The sequence below is a fragment of the Streptomyces sp. NPDC040432 genome (assembly GCF_055595445.1).
Genome location: NZ_JBVIVP010000028.1, coordinates 20,008 through 44,826, shown reverse-complemented (window position 1 = coordinate 44,826; position 24,819 = coordinate 20,008). Strand labels below are relative to the sequence as shown.

The 24,819-nt window shown below is 70.5% G+C and carries 20 protein-coding genes; 15 read left to right on the top strand and 5 right to left on the bottom strand.

Translation table 11 applies throughout. The features are described 5' to 3' along the window. Nucleotides 1–313: 313 nt before the first annotated feature. The 3 genes from ACZ58N_RS34420 to ACZ58N_RS34410 all read right to left on the bottom strand — a co-directional run bounded on the left by ACZ58N_RS34420 (nt 314) and on the right by ACZ58N_RS34410 (nt 4,426). On the bottom strand, nt 314–571 hold the full coding sequence (locus tag ACZ58N_RS34420) for a WhiB family transcriptional regulator (RefSeq protein WP_471168172.1): 258 nt from the start codon (nt 569–571) through the stop codon (nt 314–316). Between the two features lie 472 nt (nt 572–1,043). Then, entirely contained in the window at nt 1,044–3,209 is a 2,166-nt protein-coding gene (tkt, locus tag ACZ58N_RS34415) for a transketolase (RefSeq protein WP_471168170.1), read from the bottom strand. A gap of 617 nt (nt 3,210–3,826) precedes the next feature. After that, nucleotides 3,827–4,426 (bottom strand): hypothetical protein, encoded by a 600-nt coding sequence (locus ACZ58N_RS34410; protein WP_471168167.1) that lies wholly within the window; start codon nt 4,424–4,426, stop codon nt 3,827–3,829. A gap of 515 nt (nt 4,427–4,941) precedes the next feature. Here ACZ58N_RS34410 and ACZ58N_RS34405 point away from each other — a divergent pair. The 3 genes from ACZ58N_RS34405 (at nt 4,942) to ACZ58N_RS34395 (ending at nt 8,361) form a co-directional block, all read left to right on the top strand. Then, entirely contained in the window at nt 4,942–5,313 is a 372-nt protein-coding gene (locus tag ACZ58N_RS34405; protein ID WP_471168164.1) for a hypothetical protein, read from the top strand. Between the two features lie 753 nt (nt 5,314–6,066). Further along, nucleotides 6,067–7,650 (top strand): WG repeat-containing protein, encoded by a 1,584-nt coding sequence (locus ACZ58N_RS34400; RefSeq protein ID WP_471168161.1) that lies wholly within the window; start codon nt 6,067–6,069, stop codon nt 7,648–7,650. A 207-nt stretch (nt 7,651–7,857) separates the two neighbouring features. Further along, a complete protein-coding gene (locus tag ACZ58N_RS34395; RefSeq protein WP_471168159.1) occupies nt 7,858–8,361 on the top strand; it encodes a GNAT family N-acetyltransferase in 504 nt (167 codons plus the stop codon). Nucleotides 8,362–8,458: 97 nt separating this feature from the next. Here ACZ58N_RS34395 and ACZ58N_RS34390 read toward each other — a convergent pair whose 3' ends face one another. Beyond that, nucleotides 8,459–9,133 carry an RlpA-like double-psi beta-barrel domain-containing protein gene (locus ACZ58N_RS34390; protein WP_471168156.1) on the bottom strand — a complete coding sequence of 225 codons (675 nt, stop codon included), beginning with the start codon at nt 9,131–9,133 and terminating at the stop codon, nt 8,459–8,461. Between the two features lie 452 nt (nt 9,134–9,585). On the opposite strand from ACZ58N_RS34390, the gene ACZ58N_RS34385 reads away from it, so the two are divergent. Next, nucleotides 9,586–9,777, top strand: coding sequence for a DUF4236 domain-containing protein (locus tag ACZ58N_RS34385; RefSeq protein ID WP_453787338.1), 192 nt, complete (start codon nt 9,586–9,588; stop codon nt 9,775–9,777). A 142-nt stretch (nt 9,778–9,919) separates the two neighbouring features. Here the strand turns inward: ACZ58N_RS34385 and ACZ58N_RS34380 are convergent, their stop codons facing one another. Beyond that, complete coding sequence (locus ACZ58N_RS34380) at nt 9,920–10,591, bottom strand: class I SAM-dependent methyltransferase (protein ID WP_471168152.1); 672 nt, start codon at nt 10,589–10,591, stop codon at nt 9,920–9,922. Nucleotides 10,592–10,841: 250 nt separating this feature from the next. On the opposite strand from ACZ58N_RS34380, the gene ACZ58N_RS34375 reads away from it, so the two are divergent. From ACZ58N_RS34375 to ACZ58N_RS34325, 11 genes are all read left to right on the top strand, one after another. Beyond that, on the top strand, nt 10,842–11,486 hold the full coding sequence (locus ACZ58N_RS34375) for a dihydrofolate reductase family protein (RefSeq protein WP_471168150.1): 645 nt from the start codon (nt 10,842–10,844) through the stop codon (nt 11,484–11,486). A gap of 264 nt (nt 11,487–11,750) precedes the next feature. Further along, nucleotides 11,751–12,404 carry an esterase/lipase family protein gene (locus ACZ58N_RS34370; RefSeq protein ID WP_471168297.1) on the top strand — a complete coding sequence of 218 codons (654 nt, stop codon included), beginning with the start codon at nt 11,751–11,753 and terminating at the stop codon, nt 12,402–12,404. A gap of 442 nt (nt 12,405–12,846) precedes the next feature. Next, nucleotides 12,847–13,482 carry a sensor histidine kinase gene (locus ACZ58N_RS34365; protein WP_471168147.1) on the top strand — a complete coding sequence of 212 codons (636 nt, stop codon included), beginning with the start codon at nt 12,847–12,849 and terminating at the stop codon, nt 13,480–13,482. Further along, on the top strand, nt 13,479–14,150 hold the full coding sequence (locus ACZ58N_RS34360) for a response regulator (RefSeq protein ID WP_471168145.1): 672 nt from the start codon (nt 13,479–13,481) through the stop codon (nt 14,148–14,150). The genes ACZ58N_RS34365 and ACZ58N_RS34360 overlap by 4 nt, the downstream gene beginning before the upstream one ends. Nucleotides 14,151–14,394: 244 nt before the next feature. After that, nucleotides 14,395–15,618 (top strand): MFS transporter, encoded by a 1,224-nt coding sequence (locus ACZ58N_RS34355; protein WP_471168142.1) that lies wholly within the window; start codon nt 14,395–14,397, stop codon nt 15,616–15,618. Between the two features lie 178 nt (nt 15,619–15,796). Further along, entirely contained in the window at nt 15,797–17,377 is a 1,581-nt protein-coding gene (locus ACZ58N_RS34350) for an amino acid adenylation domain-containing protein (protein ID WP_471168140.1), read from the top strand. 45 nt (nt 17,378–17,422) lie between these two features. Next, entirely contained in the window at nt 17,423–18,877 is a 1,455-nt protein-coding gene (locus tag ACZ58N_RS34345) for a citrate/2-methylcitrate synthase (RefSeq protein ID WP_471168138.1), read from the top strand. Continuing rightward, nucleotides 18,874–21,438, top strand: coding sequence for an aconitate hydratase AcnA (gene acnA, locus ACZ58N_RS34340; RefSeq protein ID WP_471168135.1), 2,565 nt, complete (start codon nt 18,874–18,876; stop codon nt 21,436–21,438). The genes ACZ58N_RS34345 and acnA overlap by 4 nt, the downstream gene beginning before the upstream one ends. After that, entirely contained in the window at nt 21,435–22,814 is a 1,380-nt protein-coding gene (locus tag ACZ58N_RS34335; RefSeq protein WP_471168132.1) for a DUF6025 family protein, read from the top strand. Before acnA ends, ACZ58N_RS34335 begins: the two co-directional genes overlap by 4 nt. Next, a complete protein-coding gene (locus ACZ58N_RS34330) occupies nt 22,811–23,839 on the top strand; it encodes a mandelate racemase/muconate lactonizing enzyme family protein (RefSeq protein ID WP_471168130.1) in 1,029 nt (342 codons plus the stop codon). The genes ACZ58N_RS34335 and ACZ58N_RS34330 overlap by 4 nt, the downstream gene beginning before the upstream one ends. After that, entirely contained in the window at nt 23,811–24,770 is a 960-nt protein-coding gene (locus tag ACZ58N_RS34325; RefSeq protein WP_471168128.1) for a D-2-hydroxyacid dehydrogenase family protein, read from the top strand. Before ACZ58N_RS34330 ends, ACZ58N_RS34325 begins: the two co-directional genes overlap by 29 nt. Nucleotides 24,771–24,819: the final 49 nt, after the last annotated feature.

The window sequence follows — 24,819 nt, the reverse complement described above, 5'->3', positions numbered from 1 at the left end:
CGGCGCGGAGCTCCTCACGCAGGCCGCCGACACCGGGGACCACACCTCACGGGACCGCGGCACCAGACGTGGCGATGCGTCCCACGCCGGGCCGAGCATGTCCTCCACCCTGCGAAGTCGTCCGTTTCGGCCGGGTCGAACGCGGCATCGCCGACAGCCGCGGAGCCGGCGGAGATGGGGACGGGGACGCAGCCAGGGACGGCGTTCGGACCACCGTCAGGTCCGGGACGGACCGCCCGGGGCCGGCATGGCCGGGGCCGGGATGCGGTTCCGCTGCCCTGCTGTCCCGCTCGTCAGCGCTGACGTCGGGGGATCAGCCTTCGAGGCGGGCGCGGGTCTCCCTGGCCATCCTGCGCTTGAGCGCGCGCCGTTCGTCTTCGGTCAGGCCGCCGCACACACCCATGTCCTGGCCCCCTTCGAGGGCCCACTGGAGGCATTCGCTCAGAACCGGGCAGTTTCGGCACACCGCCTTCGCCTCCTCGATCTGGAGGAGGGCCGGGCCGCTGGTTCCGATGGGGAAGAACAGATCCGGGTCCGCCTGTCGGCAGGCGGCCTGGTGACGCCAGTCCATCGTCATGCCTCCGTTCACATTGCCGGATTGCTTCTCCCCCCGCCTGGCCGATATCACCGGCTCTATGCAGAACATGGGCACCAACTTTCTCCTCCTTTCCAACAGCCGGGCACGGATCCGTTTGGTGCCGGTATGTGGGGTAGGCGGGACGCATGTTCAGGCATCGACGTGTACGTACCGCTGTTGTACTCGTGATCAGTTGGGTGGTGTTGACAGGCGTCGAGCACTGGGGCGAGGGCGTGTCCTGGTCGAAGGCCGCGCTCAGCGGGCTGTTGTGGGCTGCCGTGGTCACCGGCGCCTGGTGGTTCGCCGAATGGACACAGGTGAGCCGGCGCCGTGGCACGCGCCGGTCGGACCTTTGCCGTGCGGAGTCGGATCAGGGGCGGTAGACCGTCCCCGAGCGACGACATGTGAGGGGGCGCCCGCGCCGGCGCGGGCGCCCCCTCACGATCAGCCCCGAATCCGGGCGAAGCTAGGGAACGTCACCGGCGCCGCCCTCCGAGGGCGCTGCGGTCCGCTGGTGCCCGCCGGGGCGCGGGGCCCGGGCCGTGTCGTCGATGCTGTCGCGGGCGGCCGCGGCGACCGCCTCGGCGGTGATGCCGAACTCGTCGTAGAGACGCTGGTAGTCGGCGGAAGCACCGTAGTGCTCCAGGCTGATGATGCGTCCGGCGTCGCCGACCACGTCGCGCCACCCCTGGCCGACGGCGGCCTCGACACTCACCCGTGCGCGCACGGCCGGCGGCAGGACGGTGTCCTGGTATTCCCGAGGTTGGGAGGCGAACCATTCGAGGCACGGCATGGACACCACGCGCACCGCCAAGCCGTCGGCGGCGAGCAGGTCGCGCGCCTCCAGGGCGATGTGGACCTCGGAACCGCTCGCGATCAGGATCACCTGGGGTGCGGTCCCGTCGGCCGCGTCCGCGAGGGTGTAGCCGCCGCGGGCCGCTTCCTGGGCAGGGGCGTACGTTCCGCGGTCGAGTACGGGCAGGTTCTGGCGGGACAGGATCAGACCCGCGGGTCGGTCGTCGTGCTCCAGGATGGTCCGCCAGCAGGTGGTGGTCTCGTTGGCATCGGCGGGCCGCACCACGTCGAGGCCGGGAACGGCGCGCAGCGCGGCGAGGTGCTCGACGGGCTGGTGGGTGGGACCGTCCTCGCCCAGACCGATGGAGTCGTGGGTCCAGACGTAGGTCACGGGCAGCCGCATCAGCGCGGCGAGACGCACGGCGGGCCGCATATAGTCGGAGAAGGTCAGGAAGGTGCCGCCGTAGGGGCGGGTGAGACCTTGGAGCGCGATGCCGTTGAGGACGGCGCCCATGGCGTGCTCGCGGATCCCGAAGTGCAAGGTGCGTCCGTACGGCCCGCCCTTCCAGTCCTTGGTCTGCCGGTCGGCCGGGATGAACGACGGTTCGCCGTCCATGGTGGTGTTGTTGCTCCCGGCGAGGTCGGCCGAGCCACCCCACAGTTCCGGCAGTACCGGGGCCAGGGCGGTGAGCACCGCACCCGAGGCGGCTCGCGTCGCCATCCCCTTGGCATCGGCGGGAAAGGTCGGCAGAACGTCGGTCCAGCCGTCCGGCAGCCGGCGGGCTCGGAGCCGGTCCAGCAGCGCGGCGCGTTCGGGCTGCGCACTGCGCCAGCGCGTGAAGGATTCGTCCCATTCGGCGCGTACGGCGAGGCCGCGCTCCGCGGCCCGCCTGGTGCGTGCCAGGACATCGTCCTCGACGACGAAGTGAGCTGCCGGGTCGAACCCCAGCAGTTGCTTGGTGGCGGCGATCTCGTCCTCGCCCAGGGCCGAGCCGTGCGCTTTGCCGGTGTTCTGCTTCGTGGGGGCCGGCCAGCCGATCAGCGTGCGCAGCATGATCAGCGAAGGCCGGCCGGTCTCGGCCCGGGCGGCCCGGGTCGCGGCGAGCAGCGCGTCGACGTCCTCGACGTACTCGCCGTCGGCGGTCCAATCGACGGTCTGCACGTGCCAGCCGTAGGCGGCGAAACGGGCGGGCACGTCCTCGCTGAAGGCGACGTCGGTGTCGTCCTCGATCGAGATGTGGTTCGAGTCGTAGAAGACGGTCAGGTCGCCCAGTTGCTGGTGGCCCGCCAGGGAAGCGGCCTCCGCGGTGACGCCCTCCATCAGGTCACCGTCGGAGGCGATGACATAGACGTGGTGGTCGAAGGGGCTCGTGCCGGGCTCCGCGTCCGGGTCCAGCAGTCCGCGTTCGCGGCGGGCGGCCATCGCCATGCCGACCGCGCCGGCCAGACCCTGCCCCAGCGGTCCGGTGGTGATCTCCACTCCGCGGGTGTGATGGTGCTCGGGGTGGCCCGGCGTGGCCGAGGCCCAGGTCCGGTACGCCTCCAGGTCGGAGAGCCGCAGGTCGTAGCCGGCCAGGTACAGCTGGATGTACAGGGTCAGACTGGAGTGGCCGCAGGAGAGCACGAACCGGTCCCGTCCGGGCCACTGGTCGTCGTTCGGATCGTGCCGCATGACGTTCTGGAACAGCAGATACGCCAGCGGGGCCAGGCTCATCGCTGTCCCCGGGTGGCCGTTGCCGACCTTCTGCACCGCGTCGGCGGCCAGCAGACGCACGGTGTCCACCGCGCGTACGTCGACCGCGTCCCACCCCGCGCGTTCGGCTGTGGGGAGCGCCACGGACCTGTGACCCCCTACTGCGTCGGACTGCTCGCTCGTCATGCTGCTGTCCCTTCGTCGAGTGGACGGACCGGCGCTGTGGGCGGCCCGTCGGCGCGTGCACCCTCGCCGCCTTGCCGGGCGACGCACGCTGATGTCTCGTGGTCGTCCGTCACCGAGCGGCTTGCGGCCGGAATCCCATCGTCCGAGCTGCGGCGGCGGAGCGCAGCCGTCCTGCACCGAGCTCCGTCGTTCGGCTCGTGCCGGCAGCACGTCCAGGCCTTCGGCGAAGGGCGGTTCGTCGCCGGGCACGTTCGGGCGGGGTGGTTCTCTCCCCGCCTGCCCGGATCCTCGGTCGGGATGCCGCTCGGTCACGCGGAATCCGGACCCGCGCACCTCCGTGCGATGGGACCGGGCTGATCCCTCGCGCTCGCGCCCGCCGCCATCGCGGCCGCTGCCCCGCTCATCAGGGCGAACGGGTCGAGGCGGCGCGCACCCTGATCCCGGCCGCCGGCGCCCGTCATCCTCACGGGAGGTGACTTCACCACCTCGCCGCTACGGCGTCGACCGGCCGTGCGGGGCCCGGTGCCGGACTTCGCCGGCACCGGGCGCATCACCGCGACCGGTGACGGCGACGTCTATACGGGGGTGTCGGGCAGGCTGGTGAAGCCGGGTGCGCATGCGGTGCGCAGGTTGGAGGGGGTGAAGGGAACGTTGTCGGTGGTCGTGCAGGTGGCCTGGTGGAGGGTGCCGTCGTCGGCGAGGAGGGTGACGAACAGATGCCCCGGGCTTTCCTCCGTGACGGCGAGGGTGGTGTCGTAGACGCAGCTGGGGGCGTTGGGGACGAGCGCGAGGTTGATCCAGACGCCGGGGTTGCGGCTGTCGTTGAGGAACGCGTGGCCCTGGTTGTCCGTGGCGGATCGGAAGACCGTCTCGAAGAGCCCGGTGCCTGCGTAGTCCACCACCGCGGAGCTGACGTCACGGGAGGTTCGACAGCTGTTGTCGGAGCTCTGCTCGCCCGCACCCTGCTCCGCGGCCGGTTCGGGCAGGGCCGGAGCCGGCTTGGGAGCCTGCTTCACAGGCGGCTTCGCTGCGGGCTGCTTCTTCGCGGCCTGCTTCTTCGGAGCCTTGGGATCGGGCCCCTGGTGCGCCGACGCTGCGGGCGCGAGGAGCGTCCCGGCGAGTGCCACGCCCGAGAGGACCGCCACGCTTCGTGCTGCCCAGGTAAGTGTTCGCATGTCTGCTCCGTCGTCACTGAGGGCCTACCCACGCGGGGGCGGCTCGCGGTTGTGCGGGGATGGGGGCGGAGGTGACGGCCTGAGGCCTGGCGCGATCGTGCGCCGGGTGGGGTCCGGGGCGGGTGGCCGGCAGGGTCCTGAGGCCGTCTCGTCACCGTGGGCGAACATCGCACAAGAGTTCCGATCGGAGTCGGGTGCCGTTCCGTGATGTCACCCGTCCGGGTTCCCGCGCGGGCTCCGAATGGCCGCGCGCCGGGGGCCGGTGCCTGTCCCGGGCCGATGGGACCATCCGTCCATCGACGCCTCGGCCGGCACTACGACCCGAGCGAGGATCCGAGCAAGGCCCGGCCAGGCCCCGCTGTTTCGGGGATCCGAGACGGCCATCGCGGACGACGGCTACTCCTCCCGGACCTTCCGCGCCCGCCTCCGGCGGCTCGGTGCCCCGGTCACCCTGCGGATGGTGACCGTCCCTGGATGCCGGACGATCTCTTGTCGAAGTGAATCGAGGGTGATGGGTGACGCCGGTGCTGCCGGATCGTTTCAGCCGATGTGAACGAACGACCTCGCCTCCTGGAGCCGGCTTCATGCCGGTCGATCCTGAGCGCCGCCTCTTCCCACGGGCCCTCGCCGGACACGGCCGCCCGCCGCCCATCCACCGCCGTCCGGGAGGCGATGTGAGCGACCTGTCGTTCTATTGGTGCAGCTCGTGCCGGCGTCCTCTCTACGCCACGAGTTCGACCACTGACGATGCCGACCGCGACTGGGAGATCGATCACCAGCAGCCGGGCGAATGCGGAAACGAACACCTGATGCCACTGACCGGCACCGCCCCGGCGCCCGAGAACCTGCGTGGCGCCCTTCGGGTTCTGCGACTGTTCGGATCCTGAGCCCGGGCCTCCCGCCACTTGCGGCGCGTCCACGGCGATCTCTCGACGGTGTTGAGCGCGTTGTGGCTGCGGGAGGCGGGAGGCGGGAGGCGGGAGGCGGGAGGCGGCCTGGGCACGCCTCGTGACCAACGGGGCCGGGGGCGGCGGCCCTGACCCATGACGGTTGCTCACCGATGGCCGACCGAAGGCCTGTCGCCGTCGCTCGCGATGGCCGCTCAGGGACGGTGACGGGGCAGCCCCCACGGGCGGTGACGTCCTTCGGGGCGGGCCGGGGCGTGGTACGGCCGATTGGGGAATCGCCGTGAACACCTCACCGTCCACCTGTGCGTACCTCCTCCACGCACTGCTCGTGTCGATCGGGCCCACCGTGTGCAACGTCCTCGGCCTGGCGACACCGGACCCGGGACGACCCCGGCGCTCGCCGACCGGTTCACGACGTGGTGACGGCAAGGGGACGGCGTAGGGAGGGGGAGAACGGCCCGGAACCAGCCCCACCACCCGCACCCGAGCCTCGCCGGCGGGTCTACAGCGGTACTCACCGCCTGGTGCGTGACCGCTGCCAGGAGGTGGCTACGCTGCTCGACGTCCCGCACCTCGGACAGCGGGCCCCGAAGGAGCATCACCGGAATGCACCACCCCGCCAGCCCACTGGCGCCGTACGCGGTTCCCGTCGAGGGACGCGCCCCGTTCGGCCTTCGATACGCACTCGTCGACGGGCTCGGAGATCTCGTGCGACCGCCGGACCTTACCGAGGTGGGGCCATGGCACACCGACGGTCGTGGCGGCTTCACGGCTCCGGCCGCAGACCTGGCGGGCACGTGGGGGTACCTGGACGGGCAGGGGCGTTGGCTGGCCGAACCGGCCTTGCAGTACGCCACCGGGTTCGACGAAGGCTGCTCGCGGTTCATGACCGGCGGGAAGTGGGGCTACGCCGACGCCTCGGGGACGACGGTCCTCGCCGCTCGCTTCCTGGAGGCCGGTCCGTTCACCCACGGCTGCGCCGTCGTACGCGAGGAGAGCGGCACCGGCCACATCGATCCGAGCGGTACGTACGTGACCGAGCCCGTCCACCGGGCCGCCGGCCCGTTCGGACCGAACGGCCTGGCCGGCGTCCGGACGGTCGACGGCGCGTGCGGCTACGTCGACCGCGAGGGCCGCCTCGTGATCGCCGCCCGCTTCGACCGGGCACTGCCCTTCAACGGGGCCGGTACGGCGCCCGTTCTGCTCGGGGAGGAGTGGGGGCTGATCGACGCCACCGGCGCGTGGGTCGTCGAGCCGTGCTTCCGTCGTCTCGACGCCTTCGACGAGAACGGCCTGGCCTACGCCGTCGGCGGGGCCGCGGACGCCCTGTACATCGGGTTCGTCGACCCGCACGGGCAGGTTGTCGTCCGCCGGGAGGGCGAGATGGACAGCGTTCTGCGATGTGGTCTGCTGAAGGTCGGTGACGAGTACGCGCGAGGCTTCCGCGACGCGACCGGCGCATGGGCGATCGAGGACGAGTACGAGTGGACGGACCGCTTCGACGCCGGGGGCGCGGCCGTCGCCAGGCCGCTGGACCCACCGGTGTGGGGGGTGCTGCGCAGCGACGGTTCCTTCACCGCCGTCGCGCACCCCGAGCCCCTCACCGATTCCGAACGCTGGATCACCGGTTTCGACGGCGGGCACGGTACGGCGCCCTTCCTCACTCCCGACGGAGGTATCGTCCATGTCGGCCGGGACGGCCGCGACGTGTGTCGGGTCGAGGTCGACGCGCCCGACCGCAGCGCGATGGCCCTGCGGAACGCGGCGGGCACCACCGTGTGGCGTGGAACCGCAGCTCCCGGCACGTTCGAACACCACCGCCCGTTCCTGGCCGAGGATGTCAGGGCGTTCATCGACCACACCACCGCCTGGGAGGGCGACCTGGGTGGTGTCGTGAGGGAACTCGTGGCCCTGCCGCCCCGCGACTTCTACCCCACGTCCCTGGTCTTCGACGGCAATGAGGACCCGTACGACCTCACGGACCTGGACGAGTACGACCGGGCCAATACGGAGCGAGGCGCCATGCTCGTGCTCGCGAGCACGTGGCTGGCGGCGGAGTGGCTCGTCGAGTACCCGTGGTTGGAGGACGGTGTGCAGGACTGCTTCACCGAGATCCTGGAGACGTACGAGAAGCACCTGTGCAAGCTGTTCGGCGAGCCGTCGGCCGCGCTGGTGAACTGCCTGCGCAGCGGCGACGGCGAATGGCAGGCCACCTGGGAGCTCGAAGGAGGCCGCCACCTGGTCCTCCAGTACTTCCTGCTCATCGGCGACGGCGACCGCGAACTGCAAGTCTGGCTGGCCGTCCTCGAAGCGTGACCAGGTGACCGCCGCAGCCGCCACCTTGATTCCGGTGGTGGCCGGGGCCGAGGACGTGAACGCCGTGCCCGGCGCTCGCACGGAGCCGTGGAGCCGCACTTCACGCCGTCCGTCACGGGGCGGACATGCCCGTGACGGCTACGGCAACCCCTCGTCGGTGACCCCTGGAATCCGGCGGACGTCCGCGCGCTGTTACCGTCGGGCGCCATGAGCTGGCTCCCCGATGACTTCGTCCACCCCGTCCTGGTACCGCTGCCCGGCCATGGCCATCACCTGCGGCCGATCCGGGAGGCGGACACCCCGCTCGACTATCCGGCCGTGATGGGTTCGCGCGAGCGGCTGTGGACCATCTTCGGCCCGGCCTGGGGCTGGCCCGCAGCCACCATGACCTACGAGGCCGACGAAGCGGACCTGTTGCGGCACGAGAAGGAGATCGCCGCACACCAGTCCTTCAACTACGCGCTGTTCGACGAGGCGGAGACAGCTCTGCTCGGCTGCGTCTACATCGACCCACCGGCGAAGGTCGGCGCGGACGGCGAGATCTCCTGGTGGGTGGTGGACGCGCTGGTGGACAGCAAGGTCGAGCAGGCCCTCGACGAACTGGTCCCGCGGTGGATCGCCGAGGACTGGCCGTTCGAGCAGCCGCGCCTCCTCGGCCGAGACATCTCCTGGTCGGACTGGCTCGCCCTGCCGGAGCACCCCGACGCGTGATCAGCTTTTGTCGCACTGCTGTGCGCGCCGGGTTCCGCCCCCTTCCGGGGCGGAACCCCCTGGGATGGCCGGGGCGGCCGTGGAGGGGAGGGGAAAACTAATTCACGCGCTCGATGCGTGCTCGCCGGATCAGGTTTTTGCCCGGTTCTCGGACTTTTTCGAAGGCTGTGGTGTTGAGGAGGACGCAGCTGCCTGATGGGCCGGTCACGGTCACGGTTGTCGCTCGGCCGTTGTCGAGGTTGGTTACTTTCAGTTTCGTCCCGGTCGGGAATGTTCCGCTGCTCGCTGCGGGCGGGCCGGCTTCGGCCGAGAACGTCACCGTCGACCCCGGGCATACGACGTCCGTCGTGCCGGGAGTGGCCTGACCACCGGGGGGAGGGGCGGGAGCGGCCGGACCGCCTGTGGGAGCCGCGGGCGTGGAAGTGTCACTGCCCACGCGCTCGATGCGTGCTCGCCGGATCAGGTTTTTGCCCGGTTCTCGGACTTTTTCGAAGGCTGTGGTGTTGAGGAGGACGCAGCTGCCTGATGGGCCGGTCACGGTCACGGTTGTTGCTCGGCCGTTGTCGAGGTTGGTTACTTTCAGTTTCGTCCCGGTCGGGAATGTTCCGCTGCTCGCTGCGGGCGGGCCGGCTTCGGCCGAGAACGTCACCGTCGACCCCGGGCAAACGGCCTCGGGAACAGCGGCATTGCCAGGTGCCATCGTCGCGACGAATCCTCCTGCTGCCAAAGCTCCCGCGACCACGGTGAGCACGAGCTTCTTCTTGGAACTCATAGTCCGTTTTCGGGACATGGACACTCCTCGATCCGATGGACGCTGTGCCCCCTCTCCTTCTTACGGGGAGGAATCCGTATCGAGCGCACTCTTGTCACTGTCTTATAAATTCTCTCTTGAGCCGTGAGGACGCTGTGCCCCCGGCACCGGGACCCGCAGCACGAAACATCCTCCCGTCCACGCCGGCACCGGCGCACACCGGCGCACACCGACGCACACCGACCACGGGCCACTGGCAGGGAGTTGGCTCCTCGGCACACCACCCCGCGCCCTGGAAACGAGGCCATGGGGCCCTTCGGCGGCCCCCCGTTGCGGCCGGAGGACGGACGGTGCATGGAACGGGGACCGCCGGATATACGGACGGTAGCTCAACCGGCCCGAATGCAGGCCCGGTTCACATCGAGGGTCAGTTCATTCGCCGGCCCGTACGCACACCGAGGAAGTGGGACGACATGCCGCTGACATTCCGCAAGAGTTTCCGGATCCTGCCCGGTGTCCGGCTCAACATCAACCGCAAGTCGTGGTCGATCACCACGGGCGGAGGCAAGTACGGGCCTCGCCACACCCACAGCAGCACCGGGCGCCGAACCACCTCGGTCGACCTGCCCGGCCCCTTCGGCTGGCGCAAGACCCGCCGCGGCTGATCCGCGAGCGGCCCACCGCTTCCAGCCCCGTGGGCGGGACGGGCCGGAAGCGCGGGCCACGGCGTGGCGCCGCCGTGCTGCGACGGTTTGATGAGGACGTGAGGCAGCCCCGAACCCGTAGGGTTCGGGGCTGCCTCACGTGTCAGCGCAAGCGGCGGGCCCGCAGTACGACGTCGGCGGTGTGGTGTGCCCCGGCACCGCCCTCGGGCGCAACGCGGGGGCGTTCCTCGTTCACCTCCACCCGCCAGTCGTCACCGAGGAGCGCGGCGACCATCGAGGGCCAGACGTAGTCGGCGGGGTCGAAGGCGTTGTCCTGCGAGGAGTGGTTCTCGTCCATGCCCGCGTGGTGGACCAGCAGGAGCAAGCCGCCGGGTGCGACGGCCGCCAGCAGCGCGTGCTCGGCCGTCGAGCCCGGTGTGCGGAGCAGCGCCGGGTACTGCGCGGAGACCAGGTCGAAGGACGCGGGCGGGAGCGCCGCCTCGGTCAGGCCGGCGTGCACCCAACGGACGCCGACCCCGGCGTCCTGAGCGTGGGAGGCAGCCCGCGCCAGCGCCACCCCCGAGACCTCCAAGCCGGTGACGTCCCAGCCGGCGCCGGCCAGCCAGATGGCGTCCGCACCCTCACCACAGCCGACGTCGAGCACACGACCGGGTGAGAGGCCGGCGACTTCTTCGACGAGCGCCCCGTTGGGCTGCCCGCTCCAAAGCTGCCGACGTTCGGAGTAGCGATTGTCCCACTCGTCGCGCACGGTGGGGTCACCGACGTAACCGTCGGCATACGGAGGGAGGCTCTCTGCGGGAATGTGGTGGGTCATGGCCACACCGTCGCCCACTCCCTCCTCGGCAGGCCAGCCTTGTTGCCGAAACGGCAAAAGGAGGCCGCCGATAGGCTCGATGGCCACAGCGTTCGAACATATGATCGGTAGCGACAGTGGTAGCCCCGCACCGCTCGAAGCGTGCAGCCGGGGACACTGAGAGGGCCGTGCCCGACCGGCTACGGGTCGGCGGTGGGATTTCCCGGTCCGGTAGGTCTCACCATCGTTGTCGACACCGTAGGAGGAGAAAGTGACCCAGCTGCTGAGAGTCCAGAACTTCAACGTCTCGCGTGACGGAATCGGTGCGGGTGAGGACCAGACCCTGGAGAGGCCGTTCGGTCATGTCGATCCCGGGAGGCTGTTCGCGTGGGCGGGCGCCACGGCGAGCTGGCCCATGCGTACCGAGCCGGGAGGGAGTCGGGGCCTGGACGACTACCTCACACGCGACTACGCCCGCAACATCGGCGCCGAGATCATGGGCCGCAACAAGTTCGGTCCTCAACGCGGTCCCTGGCTCGATGACCAATGGCAGGGGTGGTGGGGGGATGAGCCCCCGTTCCACACTCCGGTGTTCGTCCTCACCCACCACGAGCGTCCTTCGCTCACCCTCTCCGACACCACCTTCCACTTCGTCGCCGGCGACCCTGCCGCGGTTCTCCAACAGGCCCGGGAGGCCGCGAGGGGCAAGGACGTCCGGCTCGGTGGCGGGGCCACGACCATCCGACAGTTCCTCGACGCCGACCTCGTCGACACCCTGCACGTGGCGGTCTCCCCGATGGACCTCGGGTCCGGTGTCCGCCTCTGGGACTCTCCTGATGAGCTGCTCGACCGCTTCCACCTGGAGGTCGTTCCCAGCCCGAGCGGGGTGGCGCACCACCTGTTCTGGCGCAAATGACCGGCCTTCAGATCTGAGCGCCCTCGAATCGACGGAGGCGCGGGTGGTTTGGTGCAGCGGACGTCCGGAGCCGAACGGGCCGGCCATGCGTCGCGGACGGGGACCGGGCCGGAGCCGGTGAGCAGTCACGTTTCTGCGGTGAATCCTTGCCTCCGAGCGGGTGACCGTGCCGGTGGATTCCGGTCACCCCTTCGGGCGGCGCGTTAGAAACCGCGCGTGATCAGGAATCCGTCGCGGAGCTTCTTCACGCTCCTCCTCGCGCTCATGTCCCTCCTCCCCACCACCGCGTTCGCGGTCGATGGCCCGCACCGGGCCGCCGGCCCCGACCCGGTCGTCCTCGTCCACGGTTGGAACTCCGACGGCTCCACCTGGCGGACCATGGCCGACCGCTTCCGTGCTGACGGGTGGCCCGCCGGATACGTCGACCAGTGGACCTACGACTCCAACCAGTCCAACGCCACCACCGCACAGCAACTCGCCGGGGAGATCGAACGCGTCCTGGACGCCACCGGTGCCACCAAGGTAGACGTCGTCACCCATTCAATGGGTGCTCTGCCCTCGCGCCACTACCTCAAGAACCTCGGCGGCACCTCGAAGGTCGACGCGTGGGTCTCCCTTGCCGGGCCCAACCACGGTACCGAGACGGCACGCTGGTGCGGCGGCGCCGCCTGTGTCGAGATGCGACCGGGATCCGATTTCTTGAGCAACCTCAACTCCGTTGACGAGACCCCCGGATCCGCCCGCTACGCCACCTGGGCGTCTCCCTGCGACATCATCATCAACCCCGCGTCGAGCGTCGCCCTCAACGGAGCCGCCAACCACACCACGACCTGCCTCGACCACAGCGGGCTGCGCACCGACCGAACGGTCTACGAGCAGGTCAAGGCGCATGTCCTCCTCCAGGGTCGGTCCGGGTGACGTCTCAGCCCGAGGACGGCGCAAGTTGGTCATGGACCGGGTGAGCACCGGTACCGATCGATCGGCCTGCTCGCGCGCGGGGTGTGCGGCGTCATGTCTGGCATGTGGCTTTTCCCGCTGGACTTCCGCTCGATCCGTGGCATCTCTTTGCTCGTCGGATCTTGCTGATCCTCGAAGGCTCGGGATCAAATTGAGACAGGACCTACCAGGTGCACGCGTCTTACGAAAGCGGTCCGACATGATCCACCGCACTTACCCGATCGGTCAGCGGCCACAAACCGCGCGACGCGACCAGCCCGTCCGTACGGCACCCGCGCACAACGCTCCGGGCGACGTCCTGCTGTCCCTGCAGCGGGTGTTGCTGAACGTTCACGGTGGCGATTTTTCGGACGCGCGTGTCCGTCGACATGAACGGCGCAACGCGCTGCACACGTTACGTGGATTGATCCAGCTCGCCCGCCACGCGGCGGAGCGGCCCGAGCTGGCGGCCGCGTGGCCGGGCATTCCGCTGGCGGGCATCTCCGAACTCGTCGGCCGCGTCGAGGATCCGCTGGTACGGGCCCATCTGGTCGGCAAGATGCTCGCCACCACCGAGCGTGGGGTGCGGCTCGGCATCAGCCCCCGCTCCCAACTGCCCGCCCGCCCGGACCTGGCCGGGGCGTTGATCACGGTTCTCGGCAACCTCGTCGACAACGCGATGGACGCCGTGCTGGACGGCTGTGGCACCGACCCGTGGATCGAGGTCTCCGTCCGTCAGGAATCGCTCTCCGATCCCGAGTCCGGCAGCGCGGGTGCCGTCGAGCTCCGTGTGGCGGACAACGGGCCGGGCGTCGCCGTCGAGCTTCGGAGCCGGATATTCACCCGGGGGTTCTCCACCAAACCGGTCGCGTCGGACCAGCGCCGGGGCCTGGGACTCGCACTCGTGAGGACCATCGCGGAGGAACACGGCGGCTCGGTCGCGGTCACGGACCGCGTGGGTGGCGGCTGCCTGTTCACCGTACGCATACCGACGCCGATACCGACACCGAACCCCCGAGGTTCGTCCGCCTCCGGCCCGCGCGACGGAGACGCCCCGTGATCGACGTGCTCGTCGTCGACGACGACTTCTACGTTGCGAAGATCAACGCCCACTACGTGTCCGAGGTCCCCGGGTTCCGGGTCGCCGGGATCGCGCACAGCGCGGCCCCGGCGCTCGCCGCCGTCGAGAGGGGAGGCGTGGATCTGGTCCTGCTCGACCAGCACCTGCCGATCGAGACCGGGCTGGCCCTCACCCGCAGGTTCCGGGCGCTGCAGCTCGACGTCGACGTCATCATGGTCACGGCCGACCGGCGACCCGCCTCCGTGCGAGCCGCCCTGCGCGCGGGAGTCCTGCACTACCTGGTCAAACCGTTCACCATCGAAGCCCTGCGCGACAAGCTTGAGGCGTATGCCCAACTGCGCGCGACGATGGCCCAGGGCGAGGAGTTGGACCAGGCGCGCATCGATCGGGCGCTCGGGGCCCTGCGCGGTTCCGTCGCGGCCCGCGCCATGCCCAAGGGGTACTCGGAGCGCACCGCCGAGCTGATCACCCGCATCGTGTCGGACGAGGGTCGGCAGGTGTCCGCACACGAGGTTTCCGAACGGGCGCGCATCAGCCGGTCGACCGCCCAGCGCTACCTGAAGTTCCTGTCGGAGGCCGGCACGGTGCAACTGACCCTTCGGTACGGGGACAGCGGCCGGCCCGAGCACATGTACTCCGGTTCCTGAACGGGGCATGGCGCCGGCGCGGTGTCCGCGATGTCGACCCGGTCCTGTCGGAGGGAATTCGGCCGGCAGCACGACGGCCGTTGGATCAATGGGAATTACCCGCTTTCCGCAGTCAAACTGGTTTGTCGTCACAAACCGGGTGCCGCCGTGATCATGTCCTAGCCTCCAGGGACCATCAGACCCAGGACCGCGGCCGGAAATCCAGTTCGGACTTCGGCGCCATGACGCGACAGGAAGTCGATCGGTGCTGAACCGCCTCCTCCCCCCGCCCGGTCCGGCTCGCATGCTCACCGTCATCACCATGGTGATGAGCCTCGGCCAAGGTCTGTGGATGGCGATCAGCGTGCTCTACGCCGTGACGATCGTCCGCCTCACTCCGGGCGAGTTGGGGATCAGTCTCGGGATCTCGGCCGCGCTCGTCCTCGTGTCCAGCATCCCCCTCGGTCACCTGGCCGACCGGGCCGGGCCGCGTACGGTCCAGATGTGGTCGTTCCTCGCGCTGGCCCCGCTCACCGCGGTACTGCTCCTCGTCCACGGCTTCTGGGCCTACATGATCGTCACCTCCGTGCAGGGGCTCTTCTACCGCGCCGGCAACAACGCCCGCAAAGCGATGATCGCGGCCAACGTGCCGCGGGCCGACCGGGTGCGCGTCACGGCGCGGATCCGCGCCGCCCTCAACGCCTCGGTCGCGGTCGGAGCCGGTATATCCGGCCTCGTCATCGCATGGGGCACGCCCGTCGGATACGCGGGGGCGATCCTCCTCACGGCGGCCTGCTTCCTCGCCACGGGACTCCTCAGCGCCAAGGAGCCGCCGGTGCCTCCGGTTCCGGCCGCCGCCGGTGCCGCTTTCGCGGTGCTCCGGGACATCCCCTTCCTGCTGTTCACCGCACTGGACGGACTGCTGCTCACCCACGCGCTGCTCATCGACATCGTGCTGCCGCTGTGGGTCATCCAGCACACGAACGCTCCGCGATGGATGGGCGCGGTGATCCTCATCATCAATACCGCCATCGTCGTCACGCTCCAGACGAAGGCGGTGCGGGGCACCGACGATCCCAGGTCGGCCTCATGGGCCGGCGTCCAGGGCGCGGGTTGCGTGGCGGCGGCCTGCGCGCTCTTCGCGCTGACCGACGGAGCCGGAGCGGTGGCCGCCTGTGTGTTGCTCGTCCTGGGCGCTCTGGTCCACGGGCTGGGCGAGATCCGGCAGGCCGCGGCGAGCTGGACCATCGTGTTCGGCCTGGCACCCGACCACGCGCAGGGCCAGTACCAGGGCACCTACAAGATGGGTGGCGACCTGGGGAGGATCCTGGCGCCGGCGGCCTTCACCTGGTTGGTCATCGGGCAGGGCGTCATCGGCTGGATCGTACTGGCCGCGTCGTACGTCGTCCTGGCCGCGGCCATGCCGGTGGTCGTCGCCAAGGGGGTCCGCGCCCGCGCTCCCGAGGCCACGGCGGCGGCGAACACCTGAGGTCAACGCGCACCCACGGGAGGGCCAGAATGCTGAATGTCGAATTCCGGAAGGATAAATGAGAAGAACGCTTCTTTCGCGACTCAGAAGTGTCTAGGGAGTCTTTGGCGCAAAGGGGCCTCCGTGGAAACGCGTTGTTAGCGTGACCGGGTCCCGTCACCGAGGTATTCGGATTGCCATGAGCACAGCATTGAACCCGCGTTTGGGCTCCGGTCTGCTCCGCCATGCGAGTGGGCGTCCCGACAGCGTCGCCCTGACCCTCGGCCGCCGCGACTACACCTACGAGGAATCCGCGCTCATCGCCCGACGGTGGGCCGCCCCGCTCGTCGAGGCGACCCGTGGCCGCCCCCGCAGGGTCGGCGTGTTCGCCCAGCGCAGCGAGGCCTCCTACCTGGGTGTGGCCGCGGCGCTGTTCGCGGGCGCCGCCTTCGTACCGCTCAACCGGAAGTTCCCCGTCGAGCGAACCCGGTCCATGATCGAACACGCCGACCTCGATGCCCTGATCGTCGACTCGGCGTCCCTGCCGAATCTCGCCGAACTGCTGCGCGGCCTGGCGCGCAAGCCGGTCGTCCTCCTGCCCGACACCCTGCGCGGCGCGGCAGGGGATCTCGGCGACGTACGGGTGCTGGACGCGGTGGACCTCGCCACGGCCACCCCACTGGAACCGGACCAGCTGCCGCCGGTGTCGTCCGAGGATCTCGCGTACCTGCTCTTCACCTCGGGCAGCACCGGCGTGCCCAAGGGGGTTCCGGTCACCCACGGCAACGTGCGGGCCTTCATCGGGGCCAACCAGCAGCGCTACGGACTGACGCCCGACGACCGGCTTACCCAGACGTTCGACCAGACCTTCGACCTCTCCGTCTTCGACCTCTTCATGGCCTGGGAGAACGGAGCGCGGCTCTGCGCCATGGACCCCCTGGAAATCCTGGCGCCGTTCAAGTACCTGGAGCGCAACGGGATCACCGTCTGGTTCTCGGTGCCCTCCGTGGCCGCGATGCTGCGCAAACGCGGTGTGCTGGGACCCGGCACCATGCCCACGTTGCGGTGGAGCCTGTTCTGCGGTGAGGCGCTGCCGCGGGCCTCCGCCGAGGCCTGGCAGGCGGCGGCTCCGGGGTCGATCGTGGAGAACCTGTACGGCCCGACCGAACTCACCATCGCCTGCACCGTGCACCGTTGGGATCCCACGACCGGTCCGGACGCCTGCGTCCACGACAACGTGCCCATCGGCCGCCCCTACCCGGGCCTGAGCACCCTCGTGGTGGACGAGCACCTCGTGCCGGTCCCCGACGGCACGATCGGGGAACTCTGCGTGGCCGGCCCGCAGACCACTCCCGGCTACTGGCGGGCGCCCCGGATCACCGCCCAACGGTACTTCGCCCACGAAGGCCGCACCTACTACCGCACCGGGGACCTCGTACGGCTCCGAGCCGGCGAGTACGTGTGCCTCGGCCGCAACGACCAGCAGGTCAAGGTCGGCGGTCACCGCGTCGAACTGGGCGAGATCGAAGCCGTGCTGCGCCGCGCCGGCGCCGTGGAGGCCGTCGCGCTGCTCTGGCCGGACCCGGAGACCATCACCGCCGTGGTGACCGGCGAGGTCGGACCGGGTGCGCTGACCGACGCCTGCAACGCGGCGCTGCCCCCCTACATGGTGCCGCGCTCGGTGCGCGCCGTCGAGGAACTGCCGGTCAACGGCAACGGCAAGGTCGACCGTGCGGCACTGCGCCGGCGGCTCGACGGGACGGCACCCGCAGGTACCTGACACGCGGACGGCACCCGAAACGCCCTCGGGCGCCTGACATGACCGATGACCGCACAGGAAGGCAACGCGAGCGACGTGAGCAACGTGGAGCGACTCATAGCGCAGATTCTCGGCATTTCCGAGGACCGTGTCACGGAAGGACTCGAATACCAGTCGATCAGGGAGTGGGACTCGCTCGGACACGTCTCGCTGATGGTCGCCATCGAGGGGGAGTACGGCGTCGAGGTCGACGACGAACTCATCCTGACGTTGCGTTCGGTGGCGGCCATCCGTGAGTTCGTCGCCGGCCGGGACCTCGCGGGCGGGGCCCCCGCGACGCACCCTTCCGGCCGCGAGGAGGAAGCCACGGGCACCGGCCGGGACGCGCGGTCCACCGTGCACCGCGGCCTGGAGGGGGTGGTGTTCGACGAAACCGCCATCACCCGCATCGACGGCGCCGCGGGAGTCCTGGAATACCGCGGCTACAGCATCCACGACCTCGCCGACCGTGCCTCGTTCGAGGAGGTGGCCCACCTCCTCGTGCACGGCGAGTTGCCGGACGCCGCGGCCCTGGAGGTCTTCCGCAAGCAGTTGGCCGCCGCCCGGACGTTGCCGCCTCCCGTCCTCGACCTGGTCCGCGCCCTGACGCACGCCCACCCCATGGAGGTCCTGCGCACCTGCGTCTCGGCCCTCGGTGCCTTCGGGCCGCGCAGGCCCGCAGGAACGGATGAGACCTACGTCGAGGCACGCGCCGCCGGGATCGAGCTGATCGCGCGGATCCCGATGATCGTCGCCGCCCACCACGCCCTCCGTGAGGGGCGGGAGCCGCTCCAGCCCGCCGAGGACGCCTCGCACGCCGAAGCCTTCCTCACCGTGCTGCTCGGCGAACGGCCCTCCCCGGCCGCGGTCCGCTTCATCGACAAGGGCTTCATCGTCCACGCCGACCACAGTTCCAACGCCTCGGCCTTCACCGCCCGTGTCGCCATCGGTTGCCGGGCCGGCATGACGGCCGCGCTCACCGCCGCCATCGCAGCCTTCGCGGGATCCGTGCACGGCGGCGCCGCCGAGCGCGTCGTCGGCCTCATCGACGACGTGGGTCGCGCCGACAACGCCGCAGCGCACGTGGCCGCGCTCCAGGGCCGCGGCGAGCCGGTGATGGGGTTCGGCCACCGGGTCTACCGCACGGAGGACCCCCGCGTGCGCCACCTGCGGGACACGGTGGTGGAGCTGAGCGAGGAGCGCGGCGACAGCGTCGGCCTCGACATCCTCGACGCGGTGGCCCGTGCCATGCGGCCCTACGGCCGACACGGCGTCGCGGCCAACGTGGACCTCTACGCCGGGCTCGCCTACCGGCTGCTCGGCCTGCCCGACGACCTGGCAGTGGCGCTGTTCGTCGTGGGGCGCACGCCGGGCTGGGTTGCCCAGGCCTTGGAGCAGCAGGCGAACAACGTGCTGATCCGTCCGCTGTTGGCCTATGCGGGACCGCGCGGTCGGGCGTACCGGAACGTGGAGGAACGATGACGGACAGGGCCTGCGAACCGCCCGTGCGGAAGGCACCTACCGGCGGGGACGCCGCGGTCGACCTGCCGGCTTTCGCCGTGGACCACGGCCTCGACCTCGGCGCCGTCCCCTACAGCGGACGCGTACTCCTCGAATCGCTGCTGCGTTCCGGCGATCCGGAACGGGCCGCCCTGCTCGGGAAGCGACTGGCCCGCGGCGAGGTTCCCGACCTGGAAATGCCCTTCCGACCCGCACGCATCCTCGTGCAGGACTACACGGGCATCCCGCTCCTCGTGGACCTGGCGGTCCTGCGGGACCGGGTGGCCGAACCCACCCGGGTCAACCCGGCCCTCCCCATCGACGTCGTCGTCGACCACTCCGTCCAGACGGACTGGGCGGGCCGCCCGGACGCGCTCGCCCTGAACGAGGCACTGGAGATGTCGCGGAACCAGGAGCGCTACGCGTTCCTCAAATGGGCGGAACGTTCCTTCGAAGGGCTGAGCGTCACACCACCGGGCCGCGGCATCGTCCACCAGGTCAACCTGGAGCGGCTGGCCACCGTCGTCGCGGAAGGCCGGGACGGCACCCTCTTCCCGGACACCGTCATCGGTACCGACAGCCACACGACGATGGTCAACGGCCTCGGCGTGCTGGGCTGGGGCGTCGGGGGCCTGGAGGCGGAGGCACAGATGCTGGGCCTGGCCCAGCCGCTGCGCGTACCGGAGATCGTGGGCGTCCGGCTCACGGGCTCGGTCAGCCCCGGAACCTCCTCCACCGACGTGGTGCTGACCCTGACGCGCAGGCTCCGCGAGGAGAACGTACGCGCCCTGATGCTGGAGTTCACGGGACCGGGCATCAGCGAGCTCACGGCGGCCGACCGGTGCACGATCGCCAACATGGCGCCGGAGTACGGAGCCATGTCCGCCTTCTTCCCGGTCGACGAGGAAACCCTGGACTACCTGCGGCGCACCGGCCGCTCGGCTGCCGAAGTGGCCCGCGTACGGGACTACTGCCACCGGCAGCGGCTGCTCCGTGACGGGCCGGATCCGGTGTTCGGCCGGACCATCGACTTCGACCTCGCCGCGGTCGGCCCGAGCCTCGCCGGGCCCAGCAGGCCCGACCAGCGGATCTCCCTCGGGGAACTACCCGCCTCCTTCGCCGCGGTTCACCCCGGAGAGGTGCGTACCGAGGGAGCGGTGAGCGACGGCCACCTGGTGATCGCCTCCATCACCTCGTGCACGAGCACGTCCAACCCCAAGTCGATGTTGGCAGCCGGGCTGCTGGCACGCCGTGCGGTGGAGCGCGGTCTCACCGTGCCGGCGCACGTCAAGACGAGCCTGTCGCCCGGCTCCCGCGCGGTGACCCGCTACCTCCGGGACTCGGGACTCCTGGCGGATCTGGAAACCCTGGGCTTCCACGTCACCGGATATGGTTGCATGACGTGCAACGGCGGCAGCGGCCCCCTCAACCCCGGTGTCGGGGAAGCCGTCGACCGGGCAGGGCTGACGGTGGCCGCCGTCCTCAGCGGCAACCGCAACTTCGAGTCCCGCGTGCACCCCCAGGTGCGCGCCGGCTACCTGGCCTCGCCGGCCCTCGTCGTCGCCCTGGCGCTCGCCGGCAGCGTCCACGCCGACCTGGAGAACGAACCTCTCGGCACCGACCCCGACGGAAACCCGTTCCACCTGCGCGACCTGTGGCCCCACAGCAGCGAACTACAACAGCTGGAGGACGCCTTCGTCACCCCCGAGGTGTTCGCGCGGGACGAGGAGCCCGGCTCCTCCTGGGACGCGGTCCCGGTACCGGAGGGCACGGTGTTCCCCTGGGACGCGGACTCCACCTACATCAAGGCCCCCGCCTACGTCGACCCGGCCCCGGCCCTCGGCTCGCTGACCGGCGCCCGCGCCCTCCTCGCCCTCGGCGACGACGTCAGCACCGACCACATCTCCCCGGTCGGCGCCATCCCGACCGACTCGCCCGCCGGACGTCACCTCACGCGGCACGGAGTCCGCGACTTCAACTCCTACGGATCCCGCCGCGGCAACCACGAAGTGATGGCCCGGGGCACGTTCAGCAATCCCAGGCTCCGCAACCATCTCGTCGGCGACGGCGACGGGGGCGGTACGACACTGCACCTGCCGGACGGCGAGCGGTTGCCCGTGTTCGAGGCCGCCGAACGCTACGCCGGGACCGGAACCCCGCTGATCGTCCTGGCCGGCCGCAGTTACGGAATGGGCTCCTCACGCGACTGGGCCGCCAAGGGACCCTGGCTGCTGGGCGTGCGGGCCGTACTCGCCGAAAGCTTCGAACGCATCCACCGGGCCAACCTGTGCGCGATGGGGATCCTCCCGCTGCTGCTGCCCGAGGGACGGAGCTGGAGCGGCCTCGGTCTCACCGGGCGCGAGGAGTTCGCGCTGGACCTGGACCGGATGCGGGAGACCGGCGAGGTACGGGTCACCGCGGACACGACGACCTTCACGGCACGCGCCGATGTGCAGTCGGCGGGGGAGTGGGAGGTCCTCCTGGCCGGCGGAACCCTCCCGTACCTGCTGCGACGGATGCGGGCCGAGGAAGGCGAGCGGTGAGCGTCCACATCCTCGACCGGCTCGGCCTGCGCGGCGCGATGGACACCGACGCCCTCGCCGCCCGGACGAAGACCTTCCAACCGGTCCACGTCGGGACCCGGGACGTGCCCATCGGCACCCTGCTGGACGCCCTGGACGAGGACCCGACCCTGCTGCCCCCGCGGACCGGACACCTCGGCAACTGGCAGGACATCGTGGCGGGACGCTCCGGCCCGATGGACTTCAACACGGCCGTCTGCGGCGGCGGGTACGGCTATCCGATGGTCTACGGATTCACCCGGACCGAGGCGGACACCCCGGGCGGCGACGAGGCCTACCAGCCCGGCTCGCTCATCGACCGGGGCCGCCGGCACCTGCTGCCCCTGTTCACCTGGGACGGCGCCGGCTTCGCCCGCCGCGACCGCTCCGTGCCACTGTTCTGCCCGTTGGTGCAGACGGAGGTGGACGGGCAGCTCGTGCCCCTGGCCGAAGTGCAATGGCGAAGGATGCTCGCCGCACCGGGCTACCGGTTCGTCCAGTGGGCCGACGTCATCACCAGGAACGGCCCCCTCGTCACGGACATGCTCACCCTGCTCGTCGAGCAGGCCGGTACGCAGGGCCGCAACCAGGCGCTCGTCGAACTGATCGGCCACGCCGTACGCCTCGACGGTCACGTGGACCGCAGCGACCTGCGGGCCGACGGCCACGGGTTCGTTCTCGACGGGTTCCGCTACCCCTCGGCGCGGGCCCTCGCCGAAGCGACGATGCTGACGGTACGTGCCCTGGTGGAGCCGCGCGAGTTCTTCGCCCGGATGCCCGACCTGCCGCCCGTGCTTCCGGTGATGTCGCTCCAACTGACCAACGTGCTCTTCGGGCTCCTCGACACACACCGACCGGACGCCGGCGCGGGCACCTCGGAGCGCCCCTTCATCACCCATCTGCATTGGGGCGCGCGGGCCATGGCGGGCTGCCCGCCGCGCAGGAGCGGCTACCTGACCCGGCGCAGCATGGTGCGCTCACTGAGGGCCATCACCGATCCGCTGGTACGCCACTTCGACGTGGTGAACCCGACCGCCTTCGTCCTGCTCCCCGCACAGGTCTTCATGCTCTGCCCGCCGAGTACGTCCGAGGGCGACGTCGAACGTCTGGCCGGACTGTTCCGCGCCGTGTCGGCGGCGGGCCCCGAGGACGCCCAGGCGACCACGGCGGCCTGGCTCGACGAGCACCGCGACGGCCTGTCGCCCTACCTGATCAGCAGGTTCCGCAGTTGGGGAGGGGTCCCCGCCGATGGCGACGCACGCGAACCGTCCGTGCCCGTCCAGCCCGAGGGCTTCCGCTCGCTGACTTTCCGGCAGGCGTGCGGCGCGGTGGCGGCGTTCGAGGAGGTGCTCGGATGAGGCTCGCCCACCACGAGGTCTTCATCACGCTCAAGGAACCCTTCGTCAGCAACACCGGGTCCACCACGCGGGTGCGTCAGAGCGTCGTGACCCTGACCTGGGAGGGGCTGGTCGGCCTCGGGACCGCCCGCGGCGCCGCTCCGGCGGACCTGGACGCCTGCGCGCCCGCCTTGGCCGGAGCCTCCCCCTTCGCCCTTCGCGACGTGCTGGCCCGGCTGGGGCACGTGGGCCCGGCTGCCCTGTCCGCCGTCGACATGGCGCTCCACGACCTGTTGGGCAAGGCCTGCGGGCAGCCGCTCCACTGCCTCCTCGGTCTGGACGGACTGCCGGCGGAGCCCACCGCCCTGTCCATCGGAGCATGTACGGACGACGAACTCGTCCGCAGGGCCGAGCGGCTGGCGCACTGGCCGATCCTCAAGCTCAAGCTCACCCCCGAGGACACAGGACGCCGGGTGGGAGTGCTCCGCTCGGTGTACACCGGGCGCATCCGTGTCGACGGCAACGGTTCGTGGAGTCCCGTCCGGGCCCTGAGGGTCGCGGAGGAGATCTCCCGGTACGACGTCGAGCTCCTGGAGCAGCCGATCGCTCCCGGCGCGCCGGACGACCTGCGTCATGTGCACGAGCGTTCCCCGGTACCGGTGTTCGCGGACGAGGACTGCCGGGGAACCGAGGACGTCCTCGGGCTGAGCGGTCGGGTCGCGGGAATCAACATCAAGCTCCTCCAGTGCGGTGGTCTGGCCCGGGCCCGGGACATGATCACGCTGGCTCGCGGCTGCGGGCTCAAGGTCATGCTCGGCTGCAAGGTGGAGAGCGTGCTGGGTACGACCGCCATGGCACAACTGGCCGGTCTCGTCGATCACCTCGACCTGGACGCACCCCTCCTGCTGAGCGACGACCCGTACACCGGCGTACGCATCGACCGAGGCCGGCTCACCCTGCCCACGGCGCCGGGCATCGGCGTCGCACCCCTTGAATCCCCCAACCGAGAGGACCGACATGCGGCTGCGCTGCGCAGTGCTCGATGACTTCCAGGACGTCGCCACCACGATGGCCGACTGGAGCCCCGTCCTGGACCGCGTGGAGGTCACCGGTTTCCCGCGGCACTTCGAAACCGAGGACGAACTGGTCGCGGCCGTCGCCGACTTCGACATCATCGTGACCCTGCGCGAACGGGTCGCGTTCCCGGCCACCCTGATCGCACGGCTACCGAAGCTGCAACTGCTGATCGCCTCGGGAATGCGCAACTCCGTGATCGACTACGTGGCCGCGGAGCGTCACGGCGTCACCGTGTGCGGCACGGGCAGTGCCTCCACCCCGCCGGTGGAGCTGACCTGGGCGCTGCTGCTGGGCCTCGCCCGGGGCATCGTCACCGAGAACAACAACCTGCGCGAAGGCGGCCCCTGGCAGTCCACCGTCGGCGCCGACCTGCACGGCCGCCGCCTCGGCCTGCTCGGACTCGGAAAGATCGGCAGCAAGGTCGCACAGGTCGGCCTGGCCTTCGGCATGGAGGTGACCGCCTGGAGCCAGAACCTCACCAAGGAACGCGCCGAAGAGGTCGGAGTCCGGGCAGCCGCCTCCAAGGAGGAACTCCTCTCCACCAGCGACTTCGTCTCCCTGCACCTCGTGCTCGGCGACCGCACCCGCGGCCTGCTCGGAGCCCCCGAGCTGGCCCTCCTGAAGCCGACGGCCCACCTCGTCAACACCTCGCGCGCCGGCCTCGTCGACCAGGACGCCCTGCTCGACGCGCTGCACGCCGGGCGCATCGCCGGAGCCGGCATCGACGTCTTCGACATCGAACCGCTGCCCGCCGACCACCCGATGCGCACCGCTCCGCGGCTGTTGGCCACACCGCACCTGGGCTACGTGTCCCGATCCAACTACCGCACCTACTACGGCCACGCGGTCGAGGACATCGAAGCCCACCTGGCCGGCACGCCGGTCCGTCGCCTCGGCTGACGGCACCCCCTCCCGCCCTGCCCCGCCCAGCCCCGCCCGTTCCCTTGGA